Genomic DNA, 15,219 nt, shown 5'->3' with positions numbered 1-15,219 from the left:
GCTCGTCGAATCAGATGCCACGCTGGCGATAGCAGAACATAGATAGGCATCGAATCAGCAGGTCGGCGCAGCCCCCGCCTCCGCACCGTGGTGACCGGCGACGGGGCCCGCGCCGGCCGGCGCCCGCCCACTCTCCGGAGGAACCCCGCCATGAGTTCTCAGCAGCTTCCCGTCGTGGTGATCGGAGCCGGTCCGGTCGGCCTGGCCGCTGCCGCGCACCTCGTCGAGCGGAAGATCGAGCCCCTCGTCCTGGAGTCCGGTCCGACCGCCGGGACAGCCGTTCGCGAGTGGTCCCACGTGCGGCTGTTCTCCCCCTGGGGCGAGGTGACCGACCCGGCGGCGGAGAAGCTGCTCGCCCCGACCGGCTGGGTCCAGCCCGACGCGGCCGCCTACCCCTCGGGCGGCGACTGGGCGGAGCAGTACCTCCAGCCGCTCGCCGACGCCCTGGGGGAGCGGGTCCGCTTCGGCGCCACCGTCACCGGCGTCGCCCGGGCCGGGCTCGACCGCGTCGTCGACGCCGACCGCGAGGCCCAGCCCTACGCCGTCCACGTCCGGTACGCGGACGGACACGAGGACCGGATCGCCGCCCGCGCGGTCGTCGACGCCTCCGGCACCTGGAACATCCCCGGCCCCGCGGGCGGCAGCGGCCTGCCCGCGCTCGGCGAGCGAGCCGCGGCCGACCGCGTCACCTACCGCGTCCCCGACCTCGCAGATCCGGCGGTACGGGCCCGCTACGCGGGCAAGCGCACCGCCGTCCTCGGCTCGGGCGCCTCCGCCTTCACCGCCCTCGCCCACCTGGCCGACCTCGCCAGGACGGACGACGGAGCCGGCACGAAGGCGGTCTGGCTCCTGCGGCGGGACCTCTCCGACTCCACCTTCGGCGGTGGCGAGGCCGACCAACTCCCCGCCCGCGGCGCCCTCGGCCTCGCGGCCAAGGCCGCCGTCGACGACGGACACGCCGAAGCGGTCACCGGCTTCCGCACCGCCGCCGTCGAGCGGGCGGCCGACGGCCGCCTGTTGCCGGCCTCCGAGGACGGGCGGCGCCTCGAACCGGTGGACGAGATGATCGTCCTCACCGGCCTCCGTCCGGACCTGTCCTTCCTCTCCGAGATCCGCCTCCGGCTGGACGAGCGCCTCCAGGCACCGGCCGAACTCGCCCCGCTGATCGACCCGAACCTCCACTCCTGCGGCACCGTCTACCCGCACGGCCACCGCGAGCTGTCCCACCCGGACCGGGGCATCTACCTCGTCGGCATGAAGTCCTACGGCCGCGCGCCCACGTTCCTCGCGCTGACCGGCTACGAGCAGGTCCGCTCCGTGGCCGCAGCCCTCGCCGGAGACCTCGAATCCGCGGACCGTGTCGAACTCACCCTGCCCGAGACCGGCGTGTGCAGCGGCACCGGACTCCCCGTCGCCCCCGAAGCCGAACAGCTCGCCGAGGGCGGCTGCTGCGGTTCGTGACCGGAGGGTCCGTCGGGTACCGAGGACGTGCCGCCCGCCCGTCCCCCGCCACCGCAGGAGGCGGGCGACGGGGAGCCGGGCGACGGGCGGAAGTCGGTTGGCGTGCGGGCGTCAGTCCTGGCGGAAGCTGAGCAGATCGCCGGGCTGGCAGTTCAGTTCGCGGCAGATCGCGGTGAGGGTGGAGAAACGGATCGCCTTCGCCCGGTCGTTCTTGAGGACGGAGAGATTGACCACGGTCACCCCGACCCTGTCCGCCAGTTCGGACAGGGTCATGCCCCGCTCGGCCAGCAGCCTGTCCAGATGGATCCGGACCCGGTGCTCCTCTTCCGGCGGCATCAGATCAGTCCCTCGGTATCGGCGCGCAGCTTCGTCCCGCGCCGGAAGACTTCTCCCAGCGCCAGGATGAGGAAGGCCAGCAGCACATACCCTCCGCCGAAGGTGACCGAGAACGGTATCTGCTCGGCCATGGGGGAGCCACGCACCAGCAGTTGTGTGGTGAGCGCCGGCAACACCGGGGTGAGAACGGCCTGCACCAGCACCGTGAGTCCGATGGCGCTCAGACGCCGCGCGTTCGCCGGTACGAAGATGTCGCCGCCGCGCAGGGTTCGGGCCACCTTGAGGAGGAGGACCAGGACGAGCAGCAGGAGCAGGCTGCCGACGACCTCCGGAAGGGCGAGCAGCAGGCGCTGACTCCGGTCGGGGTCGGCGAAGACGAGCTCCGCCCGCCGGGTGCCGGTGAGAGTCATACCCTGGCCCGTCACTGCTTCGGACACGGCTTCCGGTATGCGGGCCGCCGTCTCGGGCTCGACCTCGAGGGTGTCCCTCGTACCCTCCCTCAGCCCGGCCACCCCGAGCGCCGGAAGCAGCGCCCCGAAGACGCCGACCAGCACAACGGCCAGGCCCAGAGCTGCCTCCAGGAGCCGACTGTCGGTCCGATTCCACCAGGACTTGGTACCCATGATCTCCCCCTGCCCACAGTAGCGTATCGTTTATCGATGTTATCGATAAACGATACGCCGCGGTCAAGTGGAGGCCGTCGCCCGACCGGCCCGCGCTCAGTCCTCTTCGTCCCCCTCGTCCTCGTCGTCGTCGAAGACCTCGTCGATGACCTCGGCGGCCACGAACCCCCCGGCCACGCCGACCGCGACGCCTGCCGCCGCGCCGGCGACGACGGCACCGGTGCTCGGACCGGAGCGGTGGTGACCGTCGTGGGGGGCGTCGTGGTGGTGGAGCCCGTGGCCCTGGTGGGGCGGGTACCCGGTGTGGTCCGCTGCGTGGCCGCCGTGGTGCTGGAGCATCTGCCGGACCCAGGAGTCGACTTCGGTGTTCCAGTCGACGTGCTCGACGCCCTCGTGGCTGACGGCGAAGCGGTTCACGGCGTCGTGCCCCTCGGAGAAGAGCCCGCCGCGCTTGTCGGCCTCCAGGACGACTTCCACACCGCTCGGGGCGGCGAGGAAGGTCACCTCCACCTCGTCGACGGCGTGGGCGTACTGCGGGGCAGGGGAGAGTTCGATCTCCTGGTAGAAGGGCAGCGTCTGTCCCGTGCCGTGGATGCGGCCCAGTTCCAGGTCCGCGGAAGTGAAGCCGAACCCGAGCTGCCCCAGGGCCTCCAGTACGCCTTCCTGCGCGGGAAGCGGCGCCACCCGCAGCGGGTCGAGGTCACCCTTGTCCCTGGCTCCCGCGACGGCGAGCTCCGTTCGGACTCCGAGGACCACGCCGAGGGGCTGGCCGTACAGTTCCGTGACCGGTGTCTCCCACGGAAGGGTGACGGTGAACGGCACGCTGCGCCGCTCACCCTCGGCGAGCCGGAACCCGCCGCCCACCGTGAGGCGGTCGAAGGCAACCACGCCCTCGTGCTCCTCGTCGTCCTCTTCCGCCTCGACGCGGGCGACGAGTTCGAGAGTGATCTGCTCGATCTCGCAGTCGGCGGAGCCACCTTCGAGATGCACGTGGCCGGCGAGCGGACCACCCGGCCGCACCGGTCCGTCGTCCAGGACCGTGTCCACCGAGGGGCCGCCCACCCCGAGGGCCCCGAGAAGCCGTTTGAACACCATCGCGGGCGTTCTCCTTCACTTGTCTTCCAGCGCTTGAGTGCGTGCGGTCCCGCCCCGGCCACGGGGCGTGTCCGCCGCGGGTCCTACGCTACGGCAGGCTTCTACACGACTGTAGTTTTCAAGTCGCCGCCGACATCGGGGTGCTCGCCGCCCGGCACAGTGCTCAGTGGCCGGTGGCCGTGCTCACCGTGGTGATGTCTTCCTTCCGCGCGTCGCGCCGCTCCCTGTCCGCCGGCCGCCCCGGAAGAACCAGAACATGTCCGGTTCCATCAAGGGGCGGAACACTTTGCGCACCGGAGACGTGCACAGCAGCGTCATCATCGCTGCGACGAGCACCGTCAGGGTCACCCGGCCCGCCGGGTGAGCCACCCAGTCCAGGCTGTACCAGTCCAGTTCGCGCAGGAGCTTGATCGGATACACGTGAAGCAGGTACGCGTAGAGCGTGCCCGCGCCGAGCGTGGTGAACCACAGGTGCCGACGGGGAACCCAGGCCAGGAAGCACGCCGTCAGCACCAGGCCGCAGCCGAAGACGGCCAGGACCATGGTCGCGCCGACCCAGGCGGGGACCCCCATCTCCTCGGCCGACTTCTCCCGCAGGAACCAGCCCGGGGACATGCGTGGCACCGCCCAGTAGGCCAGCACCAGCGCACAGGCCACCACCGGCACCGCGAGCCACCGGGCCGCACGCTGCTGCACGAGTGCGAAGTGCTCCGGCCGCAGTTGCAGCCCCAGCACGAAGAAGGGCAGGAACTGGGCGATGCGCATCAGGTCCAGGTCGTCGCCGACGCTCGGCGTGACACTCGCACCGACGGCGATCGCCAGCGCCACCGGCATCGGCCGGTGCAGGTTCTTCCACACCGGCGTGGTCAGCCGCCACACGAACAGGGCGACCAGGAACCAGAGCGCGAACCCCGGCTCCTGGTAGTGGAACTCCCGCTGCGGATTGTCGAGCCACCGCATGAAGAGCGTGTAGACCGTCTGGAACGCCAGATACGGCACCAGGACGCCCGTCACCAGTCGCACGATCTGGCGCGGGGTGCCCTCGTAACTCCGGGAGAGATAGCCGGAGACGACGATGAAGGCCGGCATGTGGAAGGCGTAGACCACGGCGTACAGGGCGGCGGCGGCACGGCTGTCGCCCTGCATGGGCGCCCACAGATGCCCGGCCCCGACCAGCACGATGGTGAGGTACTTCGCGTTGTCCAGAAACGGATCGCGGCGGCCGGACGGGCGGCTGGCTTTCGCGGGTGCAGGTGGCGCTGACGGTCTCTCCACCGGCGAAGCGGGGGACACCGGAAGGGCGGAGGGCAGCGGTGCGCGCGTATAACCAGCCTGCAACATTATGAGCACGATAGCGGGCAAGCCTGTGTGAGCACATGCCCGGGAGGGCACCCGGGTGCCTTCAGCGGATCGGTCGCCCTGTCTCCGACTGCCCGGCCCAGGGGTATCGGGGAGGCCGCCACCTCGGCTCGGCCTCGTCGGCGGCCAGGTCGTGGCTGTCGAAGGCGGAGTTCTCCAGCCAATTGACCGAGCCGAGAAAGGGCAACTGCTCGGCCACCGGCTGTCGGTCGGCGCCCACCAAGTCGAATTCGACGTCGTTGCTGCGGGTCCAGTACCCCCCGATCGCCGGGGCGGCGGGCAGGAGCCCGTCCGGCAGGATACGGGCGAGGGATTCCCGGACGAGGGGTTCGATCGCGCGGCCCCGCCGGCTCGTCCATGTTCCCTGATCCGGCTCAGTGTGAGACCTCCCCGCATTCGTTCGATCTCCGCCATGTGCGGATCCAGAAACGCGAGCCAGAACCGCAGGTAAGGGTCGGCGACTCGGTAGCGGCGTCCCTTCGACGGCCGCAGTGACAGGGGCAGTCCGGCTGCCACCACCCGTTTCCCGGTCACCGTCAGGCCGACCCGCCCGGCATGGGCAACTTCCTCATCAAGGCCGGCAGCAGGCCCGGCAGCCCCGTCCACGCGGAGCCGGCCGCCGACGAGGTGCCCGTCAACAACACCAACAAGCATGCGGACGAGGACCCGACGCCCGCTCCGCCCTACGGATCCGGGTGAGCGGCGCCAGGTGAGATGAACCGCCCCGCGGCCCGCTCCGTAGCAGGGGTGGACCGCTGTACCCCACGTCGGCCCCAGGCCGCCGGACCCATCGCGGGAGGCCCGGCCCGGCCTCTTGTGACCAGTGGAACGTCAGGAAGTGGTGCACATGAGTGAGGTCGGAGCAGCACGGTCGTCAGGTGAATCGCCCGATGGTCCTCGCCCCGACGAGGTGGTCACCACCGGCGCCGGCCGCGCGGAGCAGCCTGCGCCCGCCCCGGCGAACCGGACGGCCGCTCAGGCGCCGGCGGCCACGAAGGGCGACTCCACCTGCGGGACTTCCTTCCTGCGGTGGTTGCCTGGCTTGCATCCGGCGAAGGGCCCCATGGGGTCGCGCAGGGTGGCCATCACGGGGCCCAGGAAGTCGCGGTGCCACGCGGCCGGGCCCGTCATGTCCCGCGCCGGGTCGGAAAGTTCCGCCCAGGCCAGCCACAGGCCGTGGAGCTGTGCGACCGCCTCCGGGTGCTCCCACCAGCGCGAGCACCACAGCGCTGTGGAGGTGGTCTCCCTGCCGTAGACGGGCAGCAGCACGTTGTGCGTCCACTCCACCAGCTGGAAGAGCGCGTCCTCGTAGTCGTGCCCGCCCAGATAGAGGATGAACTCGGGCTGGGGGGCAGGCGGTGCGCCCTCTTCCGTACCGGAGTTCTCTTCGGGCCCGGGCTCGATCACCGTCTGTTCTCCTGCCGCCGTCGTCATGGAAGTATCCACGCCACCACCACGTGCGCGCGGTGGGCTCGGTTCACTACCGGCCCCACCCCGCCCCACCCCGGGCAGGGACACCGGGACACAGGGCCGCCACGCAGCCCTGTTCGGGCCCTCCGCCGGTCACCGCCCAGCCGCCGCGGCTTCCGCCGTCCGCTGTCCACGCCGCACCCGACCGAAGGACGCGACCATGTCCGAACCCACCGGCCAGCTCGACCCCTACGAGCTGGCCCATGAGCTCGCCGTGGCCGACCAGCTCGCGGCCCAGCAGATCAGCGCCGACCGCGACGGGGCGCGTGCTATGGCCGTACGGGACCAGGCGGCGGCCAGACGGCAGGGCCGCCCCGCCCCGCCGCGGGCCAGTACCCAACGCCGGCGCAGCGGCGCCGCGAGCCGGATGGTCCGCGCCGTGCGCGAGCTGCGGGTCATGCTGCGCGGCGCCGACGGCGAGGAGCACCATCCCGGGCCGCCCGAGCAGGGGCGTGAGCAGCAGCCGGGCCGGGACCTCGGGCAGCAGTACGACCCGCGCTACGAACAGCAGGCGGCCCAGCAGCGGTACGTGCAACAGGCTGCGCACCAGCCCGACCAGCGGTCCGCATTCGAGCGGTACCGGCAACTCGGCGCGTTCGAGAAGCAACTGGTCGAGGTGGCCGCGTTTCAGATGATCACCCAGAACCCGCAGTACGCCGCGGCTTACGACCGCGGGGAGCTGCCCGTGATGGGGGCCATCGCGGGCGAGGCTCAAGCCCGGCACCTGAAGGCGGTCGAGGAGGCGGCGCGGCGCGTCGCCCCGGCGCAGGGCGCGCAGTCGGGCCTGGGACGGGAGACCGACCCCACCCTGTTCCGGGATGCCGCACCCGTACAGGCCCGTAACGCCGCTGCTCAGGTCCCTGGCACCGCGCCCCTCCAGGGCCAGGAGGCCCGGAGCGCCCAAGCGTCGTCGGAGCGCTTCCGGCGACCCGCCCTGGCCGTCCGCACCGACGAGGCGACGTTGAAGCACGGCTTGGCGAGCGAGCCGAACGCGCGCCGCACCTCGTTGGCGGGCACGGACGCGCTCGTGGCCGTCCGTTCCGGCACGCCGGGTTTCGGCCAGAACGCCGTCTCGGCCGCCGCACGGAAGTCCCGCGCGGCAGGACCGACGCCCAACGGCAACCCCCCACGCGGCCGGCCCCCGAAGCAGCACCGGGAGGCGCCGGCCTCGCAGAAGCAGACCCGGTCCAGAGGGATGAAGTGACAGCGCGCCGGCTCCGGCACCGGGCAGCACCGTGAACCACCGGGGACCAACCCCCGTAGTAGGGAGGTGAACCTCATACAGAGGACGGAGAGCACACCATGACAACCCCTCCGGACCGACGCGGCCGGCGCCGCCGTGAGCCCGACCCCGAACGTGGTGAATCCCGATCGCCCTCACCCCCACCTGAGGAATACCAGTCGGAACCGTGGTACAACACCGTGTACAACGTGGCGCACCAGATCCGCGGATCCGAGCTTCTGACCTCCGCGATCGACCGTGCGGGACGGACGGGGCAGTGGGTGGTCGACAGGACGCCCGCCGTCGTGGACACGGCCGTCGACTCCCTGGAATCCGCCGGGCTGGCCCTGCAGGCCGTCGGCACCGCCCGAGACGATGCGGACCAGGGTTGGACTTCCACCTATAACTGGGGCGTCGCTTTCACCGGCGCCTCCGGAGCGCGGACGGTCTTCCTGGAGGGCCGCAGGGCGCTGCGGCCTCACCCCAACGATCCGCCGGACGTCTTCGCCGCCGCACTCGGTGCCGCAAGGGCCACCGGTGCTGGAATGTACGCCTTCGGCGAAGACTCCAGGACCAGGGCGGTCGGTGCCGCGGTGCAAGGCGTGGCAATGGCCGGCGAGTACGCCAGGAATCGTTACACCGCCAATCAGGCCCGTGCGGCGGAGGTCGAGCGCGCGCGTCGCGCGGCAGAGCCGGCGCCGCAGATCGAACGCCCGAGCTTCGGTGATCCGTTCAACGCTTCTTACGAGCTGCCTGTGCGGGGACGCGCCAGCGGATCCGAGCGGGGCCGGGGCTCTGAGGACAGCGAGTTGCGCAGGCGGACTTCCAGCCGTGCGCCGGAGGAGGGCGAGCGGCGTTCCCGGCGGGAGTCGAGCCGGGCTCCCGAGGGCGAGCGGCGCAGGCGGGATTCGAGTGCGGCTCCGCAGGAGCGGCCCCGCGCGGTGCGGCCTCCCCGTGCGGAGCGCGACCGCCGTCCGCCGCCGAGTTGGAACGGTACTCTTCCGCAGTCTGCGGCTCCCCGGTCGATGAGTGGTTCCAGCAGTTCGTCCGAGGAACGGCGTTCCCGACGTGAGTCCAGCCGTGCGCCGGAGGGCGAGCGTCGTTCTCGGCGTGAGTCCAGTCGTGCGCCGGAGGGTGAGCGGCGTTCTCGGCGTGAGTCCAGCCGTGCGCCGGAGGGCGAGCGTCGTGAGCGGCGTTCCAGCCGGGCTCCCGAGGCGCGGCTGGCCCGCCCCGAGCCGGTCGCGAACCCGACCGTGAGCATGCCCGTCCGCTCGCGGCAACCCGTCGGCGAGGGGCCGCCGCGGACCAGCGACAACCGCCCGGCCCTGCGCCGCTCCAACACGAGCGGTATGACGCCCATCAACCAGGAAGGCACCACGCGCAGGCGTGGCGGTGGCCAGGGCGGCGGCCCGGGCGGTGGCAGGTAGCGGGCGCTCCGCGGAGGTGACCCGTTGCCTTCGCGCCGCCTGCCGGTACTCGGCGTTCGCCGGATGAGTGCCGCTGAGATCAGCTGACCCGGGCCGTCGGCCGCCTCCTCCGAAGGAGGCGGCCGACGGCCCGGACGGCGTTCTGTGTCCGGACCGTCGGCCCGAGTCGGTCGCGTCACGAGATAGGCGGAGAGGGGGTATCGGCGTGCCCTGATCTCGTGGCGTGCGAGACGGGGTGTAGCGGTGATCCAGGAGCCGATGTCTCGGCCCACCGCGATCGTGGCATCCAGGAGCTCACGCCACGTGGTGCCAACCAGATACGCGCCGTCCGCAGGGATGCCGGTGTCCTGGGGTCAGGGGTGTTGGGCCAAGGCCACCATCACAGGAGTGGGCCGCGGCGCGGGGCAAGCGGTGAGCTACGGCGGAGGAACACGGGGTACGGCGAAGGCGTCGGGCGCGGATAGCGGGGTATCCACGGTCCCCGCCCAGGCAGGCGGCTGCATGCGCTCGCTGTACCACTGGCATCCTCGGCCGAGAGTGGCGTGGCGGGCGCGACCCCATTGGCCTCCGCACGGTGTGAAACACCGACGACGCGCTCATGGACGGGGCATGGGGGCTGACTTGATGGCCTCGCTGTCCGCGAGGTCTGCTGGTGCTTCTGAGTGTGTCTGATTGGTTGGGGAGTACACGGTGCCGCTGGAGTTCGGGTTGTGGCGGGTGGATGAAGAGCCGGTGCGCGTCGTGACGCGGCCGATGCCACTGGAGTCGAGGCTGGAAGAACTGATAGAGGCCGATCCAAAGATTTTGGGGAGTCCGCTCCTGTTGATCGGCCGACAAGTGCAGACGGACCACGGCAAGGTCGTCGACCTGCTCGGCATGGATGCCGAGGGCGGCCTCCATGTGCTGGAGCTCAAACGGGACCGCACGCCCCGGGAGGTCGTGGCGCAGTTGCTCGACTACGGCTCGTGGGTCCAGGAGCTCACCAATGAGCAGGTGCGGGAGATCTACGCGGCGTACGCCCGCGGCCGGGGCCTGGCGGAGGAACTGGACGAGGCGTTCGCGCTGCGGTTCGGCGGCAGCATTCCGGAAGCGCTGAACAGCACCCATGCCCTCACCGTGGTTGCAAGCGAGATGGACGCCGCGACCGAGCGGATCGTCACCTACCTGGCTTCCGGTTACGGGGTTCCCGTCAATGTGCTGTTCTTCCGCTACTTCGAGGACGAGGGACGCTCCTATCTGGCGCGTACCTGGCTGCTGGACGACGCCGAGGACGCGGCACCGGCTCCGGGAAAGAAGGGGCGGGGCAAACAGGAGCCGTGGAACGGCACGGACTGGTTCGTCTCCTTCGGCGACGAGTCCGACCACCGAAGCTGGGAGGACGCGCTGCGCTACGGCTTTGTGTCGGCCGGCGGCGGTGACTGGTTCTCCCGCACGCTCCGTTCCCTGCCCGTGGGGGCGAGGGTCTTCACCCACATTCCCAAAGCCGGATACGTCGGCGTGGGCACGGTGTCCGGCGAGCCGCAGCCCTTCGAGAAGGCCGCCCTCACCGTCGACGGCGAGCGCCGGCGGATGACCGACCTCCCCCTCAAGGGCAGCTACCGAGCCCACGACGGTACGGCAGCCGAGGAAGACGGGGAGGACCGTCGTGAGTGGATCGTGCCGGTCGACTGGGAAAAGGCTGTGCCGCGCGAGAGAGCACTGTGGCGGACCGGATTCTTCGCCAACCAGAACTCCGCCTGCAAGCTCCGCGCCCGCTTCACGATCGACGAGGTATCTCGCCACTTCGGCATCACCTGACGACTGTGGAACACCGCCGCCTACGCGGCCGTCCCCCCCGATCGCGACCATCGGCCTGACATCGCGTACGTGATCCCAATCTTCCTGCGATTGCGGCAGGGGGAGCGGTTCGAGCGCGATCCGGGGATGCTTGCTTGAAGTTTCGTCACGCCGCGATGCGCGGAGACGGCTGAAACCTGACGTGATGTGCCGCCCGAACGCGCAGATCGTCTTCATCTGGTGGATGCGAATCGGTGCGTCTTGCTGGCCGAAATGCTATCGCTCCGCGTGATCGACCTCTTACGCACTGTCAGTGGCGCGTGCTGTCATATGGCCTGTGCAGGGATGCGTCAAGCAACTGCCCAGAGGGGGATGTCGATCATGACGACATGGATAACGAGGGTCACCCGCGGTGGAGCGAGGTCCGGTGGTGACGCCAGTGCCTGGCCGCAGATCGCCGCCGTCGCTCCGGTCCCACCAGGGGCGGCCCGGTGAGCCGCCGTCGGCCGGTGCGGCGCCGTCGACCGGCGAGCCGCCGTCGGCCGGTGCGGCGCCGCTCAGTCCGCCGTTCCAAGAAGCAGGACGAGCAGATCGCTCTGCTGGTCGGTGCCGTGGTAGCGGCCGGCCTGGTGATCGCCGCCGTGCAGTGGCTGCTCGCTCACTGGTGGCTCCTCGTCCTCGCGGCCGTGGTCGCCTCGGTCGCGGGCGGCTTCTGGCTCCAGCAGGCCCGACAGCGAGCCGAGTGGAAACGCGTCCGGACTCGAGCCCTGCGGCTGCGCATCGCAGAAATCGACGCACTGGAACACCGCGCATTCGAGTTCTGCATACGGGACTTGATGCGCCGCGACGGCTGCACGGCAGAGCGGATCGGCGGGGCGGGCGACGACGCCTGCGACGTACGGGCCACCGACCCGGCAGGCCGCGTCTGGGCGATCCAGTGCAAGCACCGTCGCGACGGCGACCGCGGCTCGGCTGTCGGAGTGGGCGTGCTTCAGCAGGTCAACGGCACCGCCCGGCAGGTCCACGGCGCGGACATCGCGGTCGTGCTCACCAACGGCCGTTTCTCCTCGAAGGCGATCCCCTGGGGCAGGGAACACCGAATCCACCTCGTCGACCGCCGCGTCCTGGGCGAATGGGCTGCTGGGGCACGCCCGCTGTGGGACCTGCTCGACCGCATCCCACCGCCACGTCGCCCAACGGCACTGCCTTGATCAGGAGGGGGAGTTGGTCCAGTGATCCTGACGCTCGACATGGCGGTCCTGCTGGCCGCGATCATCTACTTCCGCATAGGCCGCAAAGGCCAGTTCCAGAGCAAGGCCAACCAGTGGCTGACCGTGTCGATTGTGCTGGTCTTCGGCGTACTGATCGCACCGACCGAATTCGGCCAGGGAATCGTCAAGGTGCTGGGCGACATCGTGAAGAACATCTCCGCCTCCGGCAGCCCGTGAGATCACACGCCCACACCCGTCGTGGCTCACCGAGAAATCCGGCGGTCGGGTGGTTTCCGGCCGCGGTCTCTGCCATACAGCGGTCTGTGGAGGGTGCGCCTTTGGTCAGAAGGTGTACGGGGTCAAGGCACGAGTCGGTTCTCTTCTCGCCTCGAGGAGGTGGTCGAGTCCGGCCCGGTCCTCCTTCCCCACGGTCTTGGCTGCGTTGTCGAGGGTCTTTTCGTTGAGCCGTTCCAAGACCGGGTCCAGGAGGAGCACCAAGGCGTCGGCGACCTATTGCTTCGTACGCCGGTACTCGGCGGGCCACCATGCCTGATCCTCAGCGGAGGGTGGTGACCGAAGTCTGTCCGTGGAGGTTCAGAACTGTCCGCTCCGCGTAACTGCAACCACGAACTACGTAGGGCCCCACCGCCGAGGCGGTGGGGCCCTACGTTCAGCCCGGTGAGAGCTGGGCGGAGGATACGAGATTCGAACTCGTGAGGGGTTGCCCCCAACACGCTTTCCAACTGTCCGCGTGGCCGTTCGGAGGCGTCCGGGAGGGTTCGCGCGGCAGGTCAGACGGGGGGTGCGCACGGCAGTGAACGACGACGTCCGTCCGTGCACTGGACAAAGACCAGAACAACGAGAGGGGCAGGCCACGGCCAGGCCGGGGCTCGACCGCCTTCATAGGGAGGGCGCCACCACGTGCACCCGCATGAACCAACAGCACTGACTGTGGGCTCGCGCCGCTCCCTGTCAACCCGCTCTTTCGACAGTTTCTTGTGGAGCATCCGAAGAATCACCGATGATTTTGGCATTAGATGTAGAGCAGCCAAACGACGATTCCCAGGCCAGCAAGGATCAGTGGAAGGTATACCGGTGCGACCGCCCACGAGCGAAAATCAGGTTTGTCGGGCCAATAGTTGACCCTGGCGCCAGAAGACGAGGCAAGGGCGGGGTTCATGGCGAATGCTGGAATGGGACGGCCGGATGCTACCTCGTCGTATAGCTTGCGGAATGCACGTTCCTGCTTGAGGTAGTTGGCATCGAGAACGCCGAAAACGAGTACTGCTAGACAGCCGATCAATCCTACCAAGACCGACTTATTGGTGATCGCATATCCATAGGTGAGACTAACGATCGGGAGCAGCCACGCCTTGGAAGATGACGAGGCTTGTGACATGCGGGTGATCACCGCTTGAATGAATGACAGATGTTGTCGACGATCCTCGGCTGATGCAACATCGTCTTCGCCTGGGAAGACCCTCTGAATAGCGATTAGAGTCTCATCTTGTGCCGAGTCGTTTTCAGCCGGGCCTGTTGGCCAGCTAAGGATCATACGGTCGTTGTGCCAGCGAGGCACCACATGGAAATGCACATGGGGCACGGTCTGGGTGGCGGAAGCTCCAGTCGACTGAATCACGTTCAGTCCGTCAGGTGACAAGGCTGAGCGAATCGCGCGCGCCGTTTGATGGACCGCTTCACCCAAGTCTCGACTTTCGGCCGCTGTCAGATCCGTAAAGTCTGCTACATGACGGTTTGGCACCACCAATGTGTGCCCACGCGTAGCGGGGTCCAAGGGGAAGAACACGGTGACCTTCTCGCTACGGTACACAAGCCTGGCGCTGGCATCGCCCCCCGTGATGATCGTGCAGAAAGGGCAAGGGGCAGCATCTACCATGAGGGCTTGATTACTCCCTGGGTTGACCAGGTTTCCAGATTCTCGCTTAGCCTGCGGTAGGTTGCTTGGCTGTCAATGCGCCCGTACAAGTCCCGTGAGGTTGGGTCGAAGATCGGAATCGAACCTACACCGGCGGCTTTGGCGAAGGGGTCCGCACCTGCAGTGTCGACATCTCCAAAGGAAGAGAGTCCGTGGATGCGTACTCCTAGCAGAGGCTTCTTGTCGGCCCAAGCCTTCTCGATTTCATAGATAACCCACGGGCGGCTCGCCGTATTCTTTCCGATCAACACAATTACGGCCTTTTTGTAGGCCATCTGCTCATGAATCCAATTCTTGATCGCCAATTCGCCACCTCTGCGCACGTCTTCCCATTTCTGGGGATTTAGGACTGGTTGCCCCTCAAGCGCGTTGATGTTGCGAACGAGCTGTACGCGATGGACGTCCTGTCCATAGTGGAAGCTGTAGAAGACTGACTTGGCCATGCCGTCGCCCCCTGCGGTGCCGAGGTAGTTGGCAGAGACTGTAGCCGTCTAGCCATGCATGCTGCAGGGAAACCGGCAGAAACTAGAGCTGTGTGGTTCCGAGCGTCGGGTGGCCCAGGGCGAGGGGAGGTCACAAGCTATGTCCGGCGTGGTGCCGAGCGGGCCGCCGGGCGCGCGCGGGATGGACAGTGGCCGGCCCAGCGGCAACATGACGGACAGCATCGACGAGACTGCTGGTGCCCAGTAACACGACGGATTGCCCTGCCCGTCCGAGGAGCAAGTTCATCCGCCGGGGCGTAAGTGAATTAGTTTTGGCGACTATCGACGAATTAGGCGGCGCTTAGTGCATGGAATATTTATCAACTACCGCAAGGAAGGTGGTGCTTACGCTGCAGCCCTCCTTGATGAATTACTTTCAAGGCGCTTCGGACAGGATCAAGTCTTTCGTGCAGCTAAATCTATACCTCCGGGATCGGAATACTCCGATGCAATTCGCGTCGCCGTAATGAAGTGCGCAGTTATGCTTGTAGTTATTGATGAAGGGTGGGTAGAGTATTTCGAACGCGAAGTCTGCAATCCTTCAGTAGGGAAAGGTTGGGTGGCCGAAGAGATCAAAGTGGCGATCAAAAGTGATCGGATACTGATCCCTGTGCTATTGACAGGGGTCAAATTTCCAACGGTTGGGCGCCTCCCTAAAGAGGTTTCCCGCGTGGCGGGATTGCAGTACCTGAGGTTCGACTATAGGAACACGCGACAGGATGTTGAGTTCATGAGTGAATGGATCGTCTCGCTGTGTCCTAAAATACAACGCATTCGAGATGAGTCGGGCTGATGGATCTGATCTGCTTAGCTTCCGAAGA

At 68.3% G+C, this 15,219-nt stretch carries 14 protein-coding genes and 1 pseudogene; 7 read left to right on the top strand and 8 right to left on the bottom strand.

Going from position 1 to position 15,219, the window contains the following annotated elements:
- The first annotated feature begins 150 nt into the window (after positions 1 to 150).
- The gene (locus P2424_RS29140; RefSeq protein ID WP_276478638.1) at positions 151 to 1,461 is read left to right on the top strand and encodes an NAD(P)-binding domain-containing protein; all 1,311 of its coding nucleotides are present in this window, start codon (positions 151 to 153) and stop codon (positions 1,459 to 1,461) included.
- Between the two features lie 111 nt (positions 1,462 to 1,572).
- On the opposite strand, the gene P2424_RS29135 is transcribed toward P2424_RS29140, so the two are convergent.
- From P2424_RS29135 to P2424_RS29115, 5 genes and pseudogenes are all read right to left on the bottom strand, one after another.
- Positions 1,573 to 1,797, bottom strand: a complete 225-nt coding sequence (locus P2424_RS29135; RefSeq protein ID WP_276478637.1) for a helix-turn-helix transcriptional regulator — start codon at positions 1,795 to 1,797, stop codon at positions 1,573 to 1,575.
- Entirely contained in the window at positions 1,797 to 2,420 is a 624-nt protein-coding gene (locus P2424_RS29130; protein ID WP_276478636.1) for a DUF2975 domain-containing protein, read from the bottom strand. The genes P2424_RS29135 and P2424_RS29130 overlap by 1 nt, the downstream gene beginning before the upstream one ends.
- A 96-nt stretch (positions 2,421 to 2,516) precedes the next feature.
- Positions 2,517 to 3,515, bottom strand: a complete 999-nt coding sequence (locus P2424_RS29125; RefSeq protein ID WP_276478635.1) for a sporulation protein — start codon at positions 3,513 to 3,515, stop codon at positions 2,517 to 2,519.
- A 183-nt stretch (positions 3,516 to 3,698) separates the two neighbouring features.
- Positions 3,699 to 4,790, bottom strand: coding sequence for an acyltransferase family protein (locus tag P2424_RS29120; RefSeq protein WP_276478634.1), 1,092 nt, complete (start codon positions 4,788 to 4,790; stop codon positions 3,699 to 3,701).
- A gap of 164 nt (positions 4,791 to 4,954) precedes the next feature.
- A pseudogene (locus tag P2424_RS29115) lies at positions 4,955 to 5,408 on the bottom strand (DUF234 domain-containing protein); the annotation flags it as partial.
- Between the two features lie 21 nt (positions 5,409 to 5,429).
- On the opposite strand from P2424_RS29115, the gene P2424_RS29110 reads away from it, so the two are divergent.
- Positions 5,430 to 5,573, top strand: a complete 144-nt coding sequence (locus P2424_RS29110) for a hypothetical protein (RefSeq protein ID WP_276478633.1) — start codon at positions 5,430 to 5,432, stop codon at positions 5,571 to 5,573.
- Between the two features lie 276 nt (positions 5,574 to 5,849).
- Here P2424_RS29110 and P2424_RS29105 read toward each other — a convergent pair whose 3' ends face one another.
- Positions 5,850 to 6,308: a DUF4913 domain-containing protein gene (locus tag P2424_RS29105; protein ID WP_276478632.1), complete on the bottom strand. Its 459-nt coding sequence runs from the start codon at positions 6,306 to 6,308 to the stop codon at positions 5,850 to 5,852.
- A 196-nt stretch (positions 6,309 to 6,504) separates the two neighbouring features.
- Between P2424_RS29105 and P2424_RS29100 the strand changes: the two genes are divergently transcribed.
- The 4 genes from P2424_RS29100 (at position 6,505) to P2424_RS29085 (ending at position 12,217) form a co-directional block, all read left to right on the top strand.
- Positions 6,505 to 7,548, top strand: a complete 1,044-nt coding sequence (locus P2424_RS29100; protein ID WP_276478630.1) for a hypothetical protein — start codon at positions 6,505 to 6,507, stop codon at positions 7,546 to 7,548.
- A gap of 2,135 nt (positions 7,549 to 9,683) precedes the next feature.
- On the top strand, positions 9,684 to 10,790 hold the full coding sequence (locus tag P2424_RS29095) for an endonuclease NucS domain-containing protein (RefSeq protein WP_276478629.1): 1,107 nt from the start codon (positions 9,684 to 9,686) through the stop codon (positions 10,788 to 10,790).
- Positions 10,791 to 11,314: 524 nt separating this feature from the next.
- Positions 11,315 to 11,980 carry a restriction endonuclease gene (locus P2424_RS29090; protein ID WP_276478628.1) on the top strand — a complete coding sequence of 222 codons (666 nt, stop codon included), beginning with the start codon at positions 11,315 to 11,317 and terminating at the stop codon, positions 11,978 to 11,980.
- A 21-nt stretch (positions 11,981 to 12,001) separates the two neighbouring features.
- Positions 12,002 to 12,217 (top strand): hypothetical protein, encoded by a 216-nt coding sequence (locus P2424_RS29085; RefSeq protein ID WP_276478627.1) that lies wholly within the window; start codon positions 12,002 to 12,004, stop codon positions 12,215 to 12,217.
- A 796-nt stretch (positions 12,218 to 13,013) separates the two neighbouring features.
- Here P2424_RS29085 and P2424_RS29080 read toward each other — a convergent pair.
- Positions 13,014 to 13,877, bottom strand: a complete 864-nt coding sequence (locus P2424_RS29080; protein WP_276478625.1) for an HIT family protein — start codon at positions 13,875 to 13,877, stop codon at positions 13,014 to 13,016.
- The gene (locus tag P2424_RS29075; RefSeq protein WP_276478624.1) at positions 13,871 to 14,359 is read right to left on the bottom strand and encodes a TIR domain-containing protein; all 489 of its coding nucleotides are present in this window, start codon (positions 14,357 to 14,359) and stop codon (positions 13,871 to 13,873) included. Before P2424_RS29075 ends, P2424_RS29080 begins: the two co-directional genes overlap by 7 nt.
- Before the next feature lie 343 nt (positions 14,360 to 14,702).
- Between P2424_RS29075 and P2424_RS29070 the strand changes: the two genes are divergently transcribed.
- Positions 14,703 to 15,191 (top strand): toll/interleukin-1 receptor domain-containing protein, encoded by a 489-nt coding sequence (locus P2424_RS29070; RefSeq protein ID WP_276478623.1) that lies wholly within the window; start codon positions 14,703 to 14,705, stop codon positions 15,189 to 15,191.
- Positions 15,192 to 15,219: the final 28 nt, after the last annotated feature.

This window comes from Streptomyces sp. WMMB303 (assembly GCF_029351045.1).
Lineage (GTDB): Bacteria > Actinomycetota > Actinomycetes > Streptomycetales > Streptomycetaceae > Streptomyces.
Note: the sequence above shows the minus strand (reverse complement) of the source record. Positions and strands in the feature narration are given on the sequence as shown.

Excerpts from the sequence above, each read along its gene's own strand:
- P2424_RS29105 (WP_276478632.1), bottom strand. The coding sequence starts at position 6,308 with ATGACGACGGCGGCAGGAGAACAGACGGTGATCGAGCCCGGGCCCGAA.
- P2424_RS29075 (WP_276478624.1), bottom strand. The coding sequence starts at position 14,359 with ATGGCCAAGTCAGTCTTCTACAGCTTCCACTATGGACAGGACGTCCAT.
- P2424_RS29125 (WP_276478635.1), bottom strand. The coding sequence starts at position 3,515 with ATGGTGTTCAAACGGCTTCTCGGGGCCCTCGGGGTGGGCGGCCCCTCG.
- P2424_RS29080 (WP_276478625.1), bottom strand. The coding sequence starts at position 13,877 with ATGGTAGATGCTGCCCCTTGCCCTTTCTGCACGATCATCACGGGGGGC.
- P2424_RS29135 (WP_276478637.1), bottom strand. The coding sequence starts at position 1,797 with ATGCCGCCGGAAGAGGAGCACCGGGTCCGGATCCATCTGGACAGGCTG.
- P2424_RS29140 (WP_276478638.1), top strand. The coding sequence starts at position 151 with ATGAGTTCTCAGCAGCTTCCCGTCGTGGTGATCGGAGCCGGTCCGGTC.
- P2424_RS29100 (WP_276478630.1), top strand. The coding sequence starts at position 6,505 with ATGTCCGAACCCACCGGCCAGCTCGACCCCTACGAGCTGGCCCATGAG.
- P2424_RS29130 (WP_276478636.1), bottom strand. The coding sequence starts at position 2,420 with ATGGGTACCAAGTCCTGGTGGAATCGGACCGACAGTCGGCTCCTGGAG.
- P2424_RS29110 (WP_276478633.1), top strand. The coding sequence starts at position 5,430 with ATGGGCAACTTCCTCATCAAGGCCGGCAGCAGGCCCGGCAGCCCCGTC.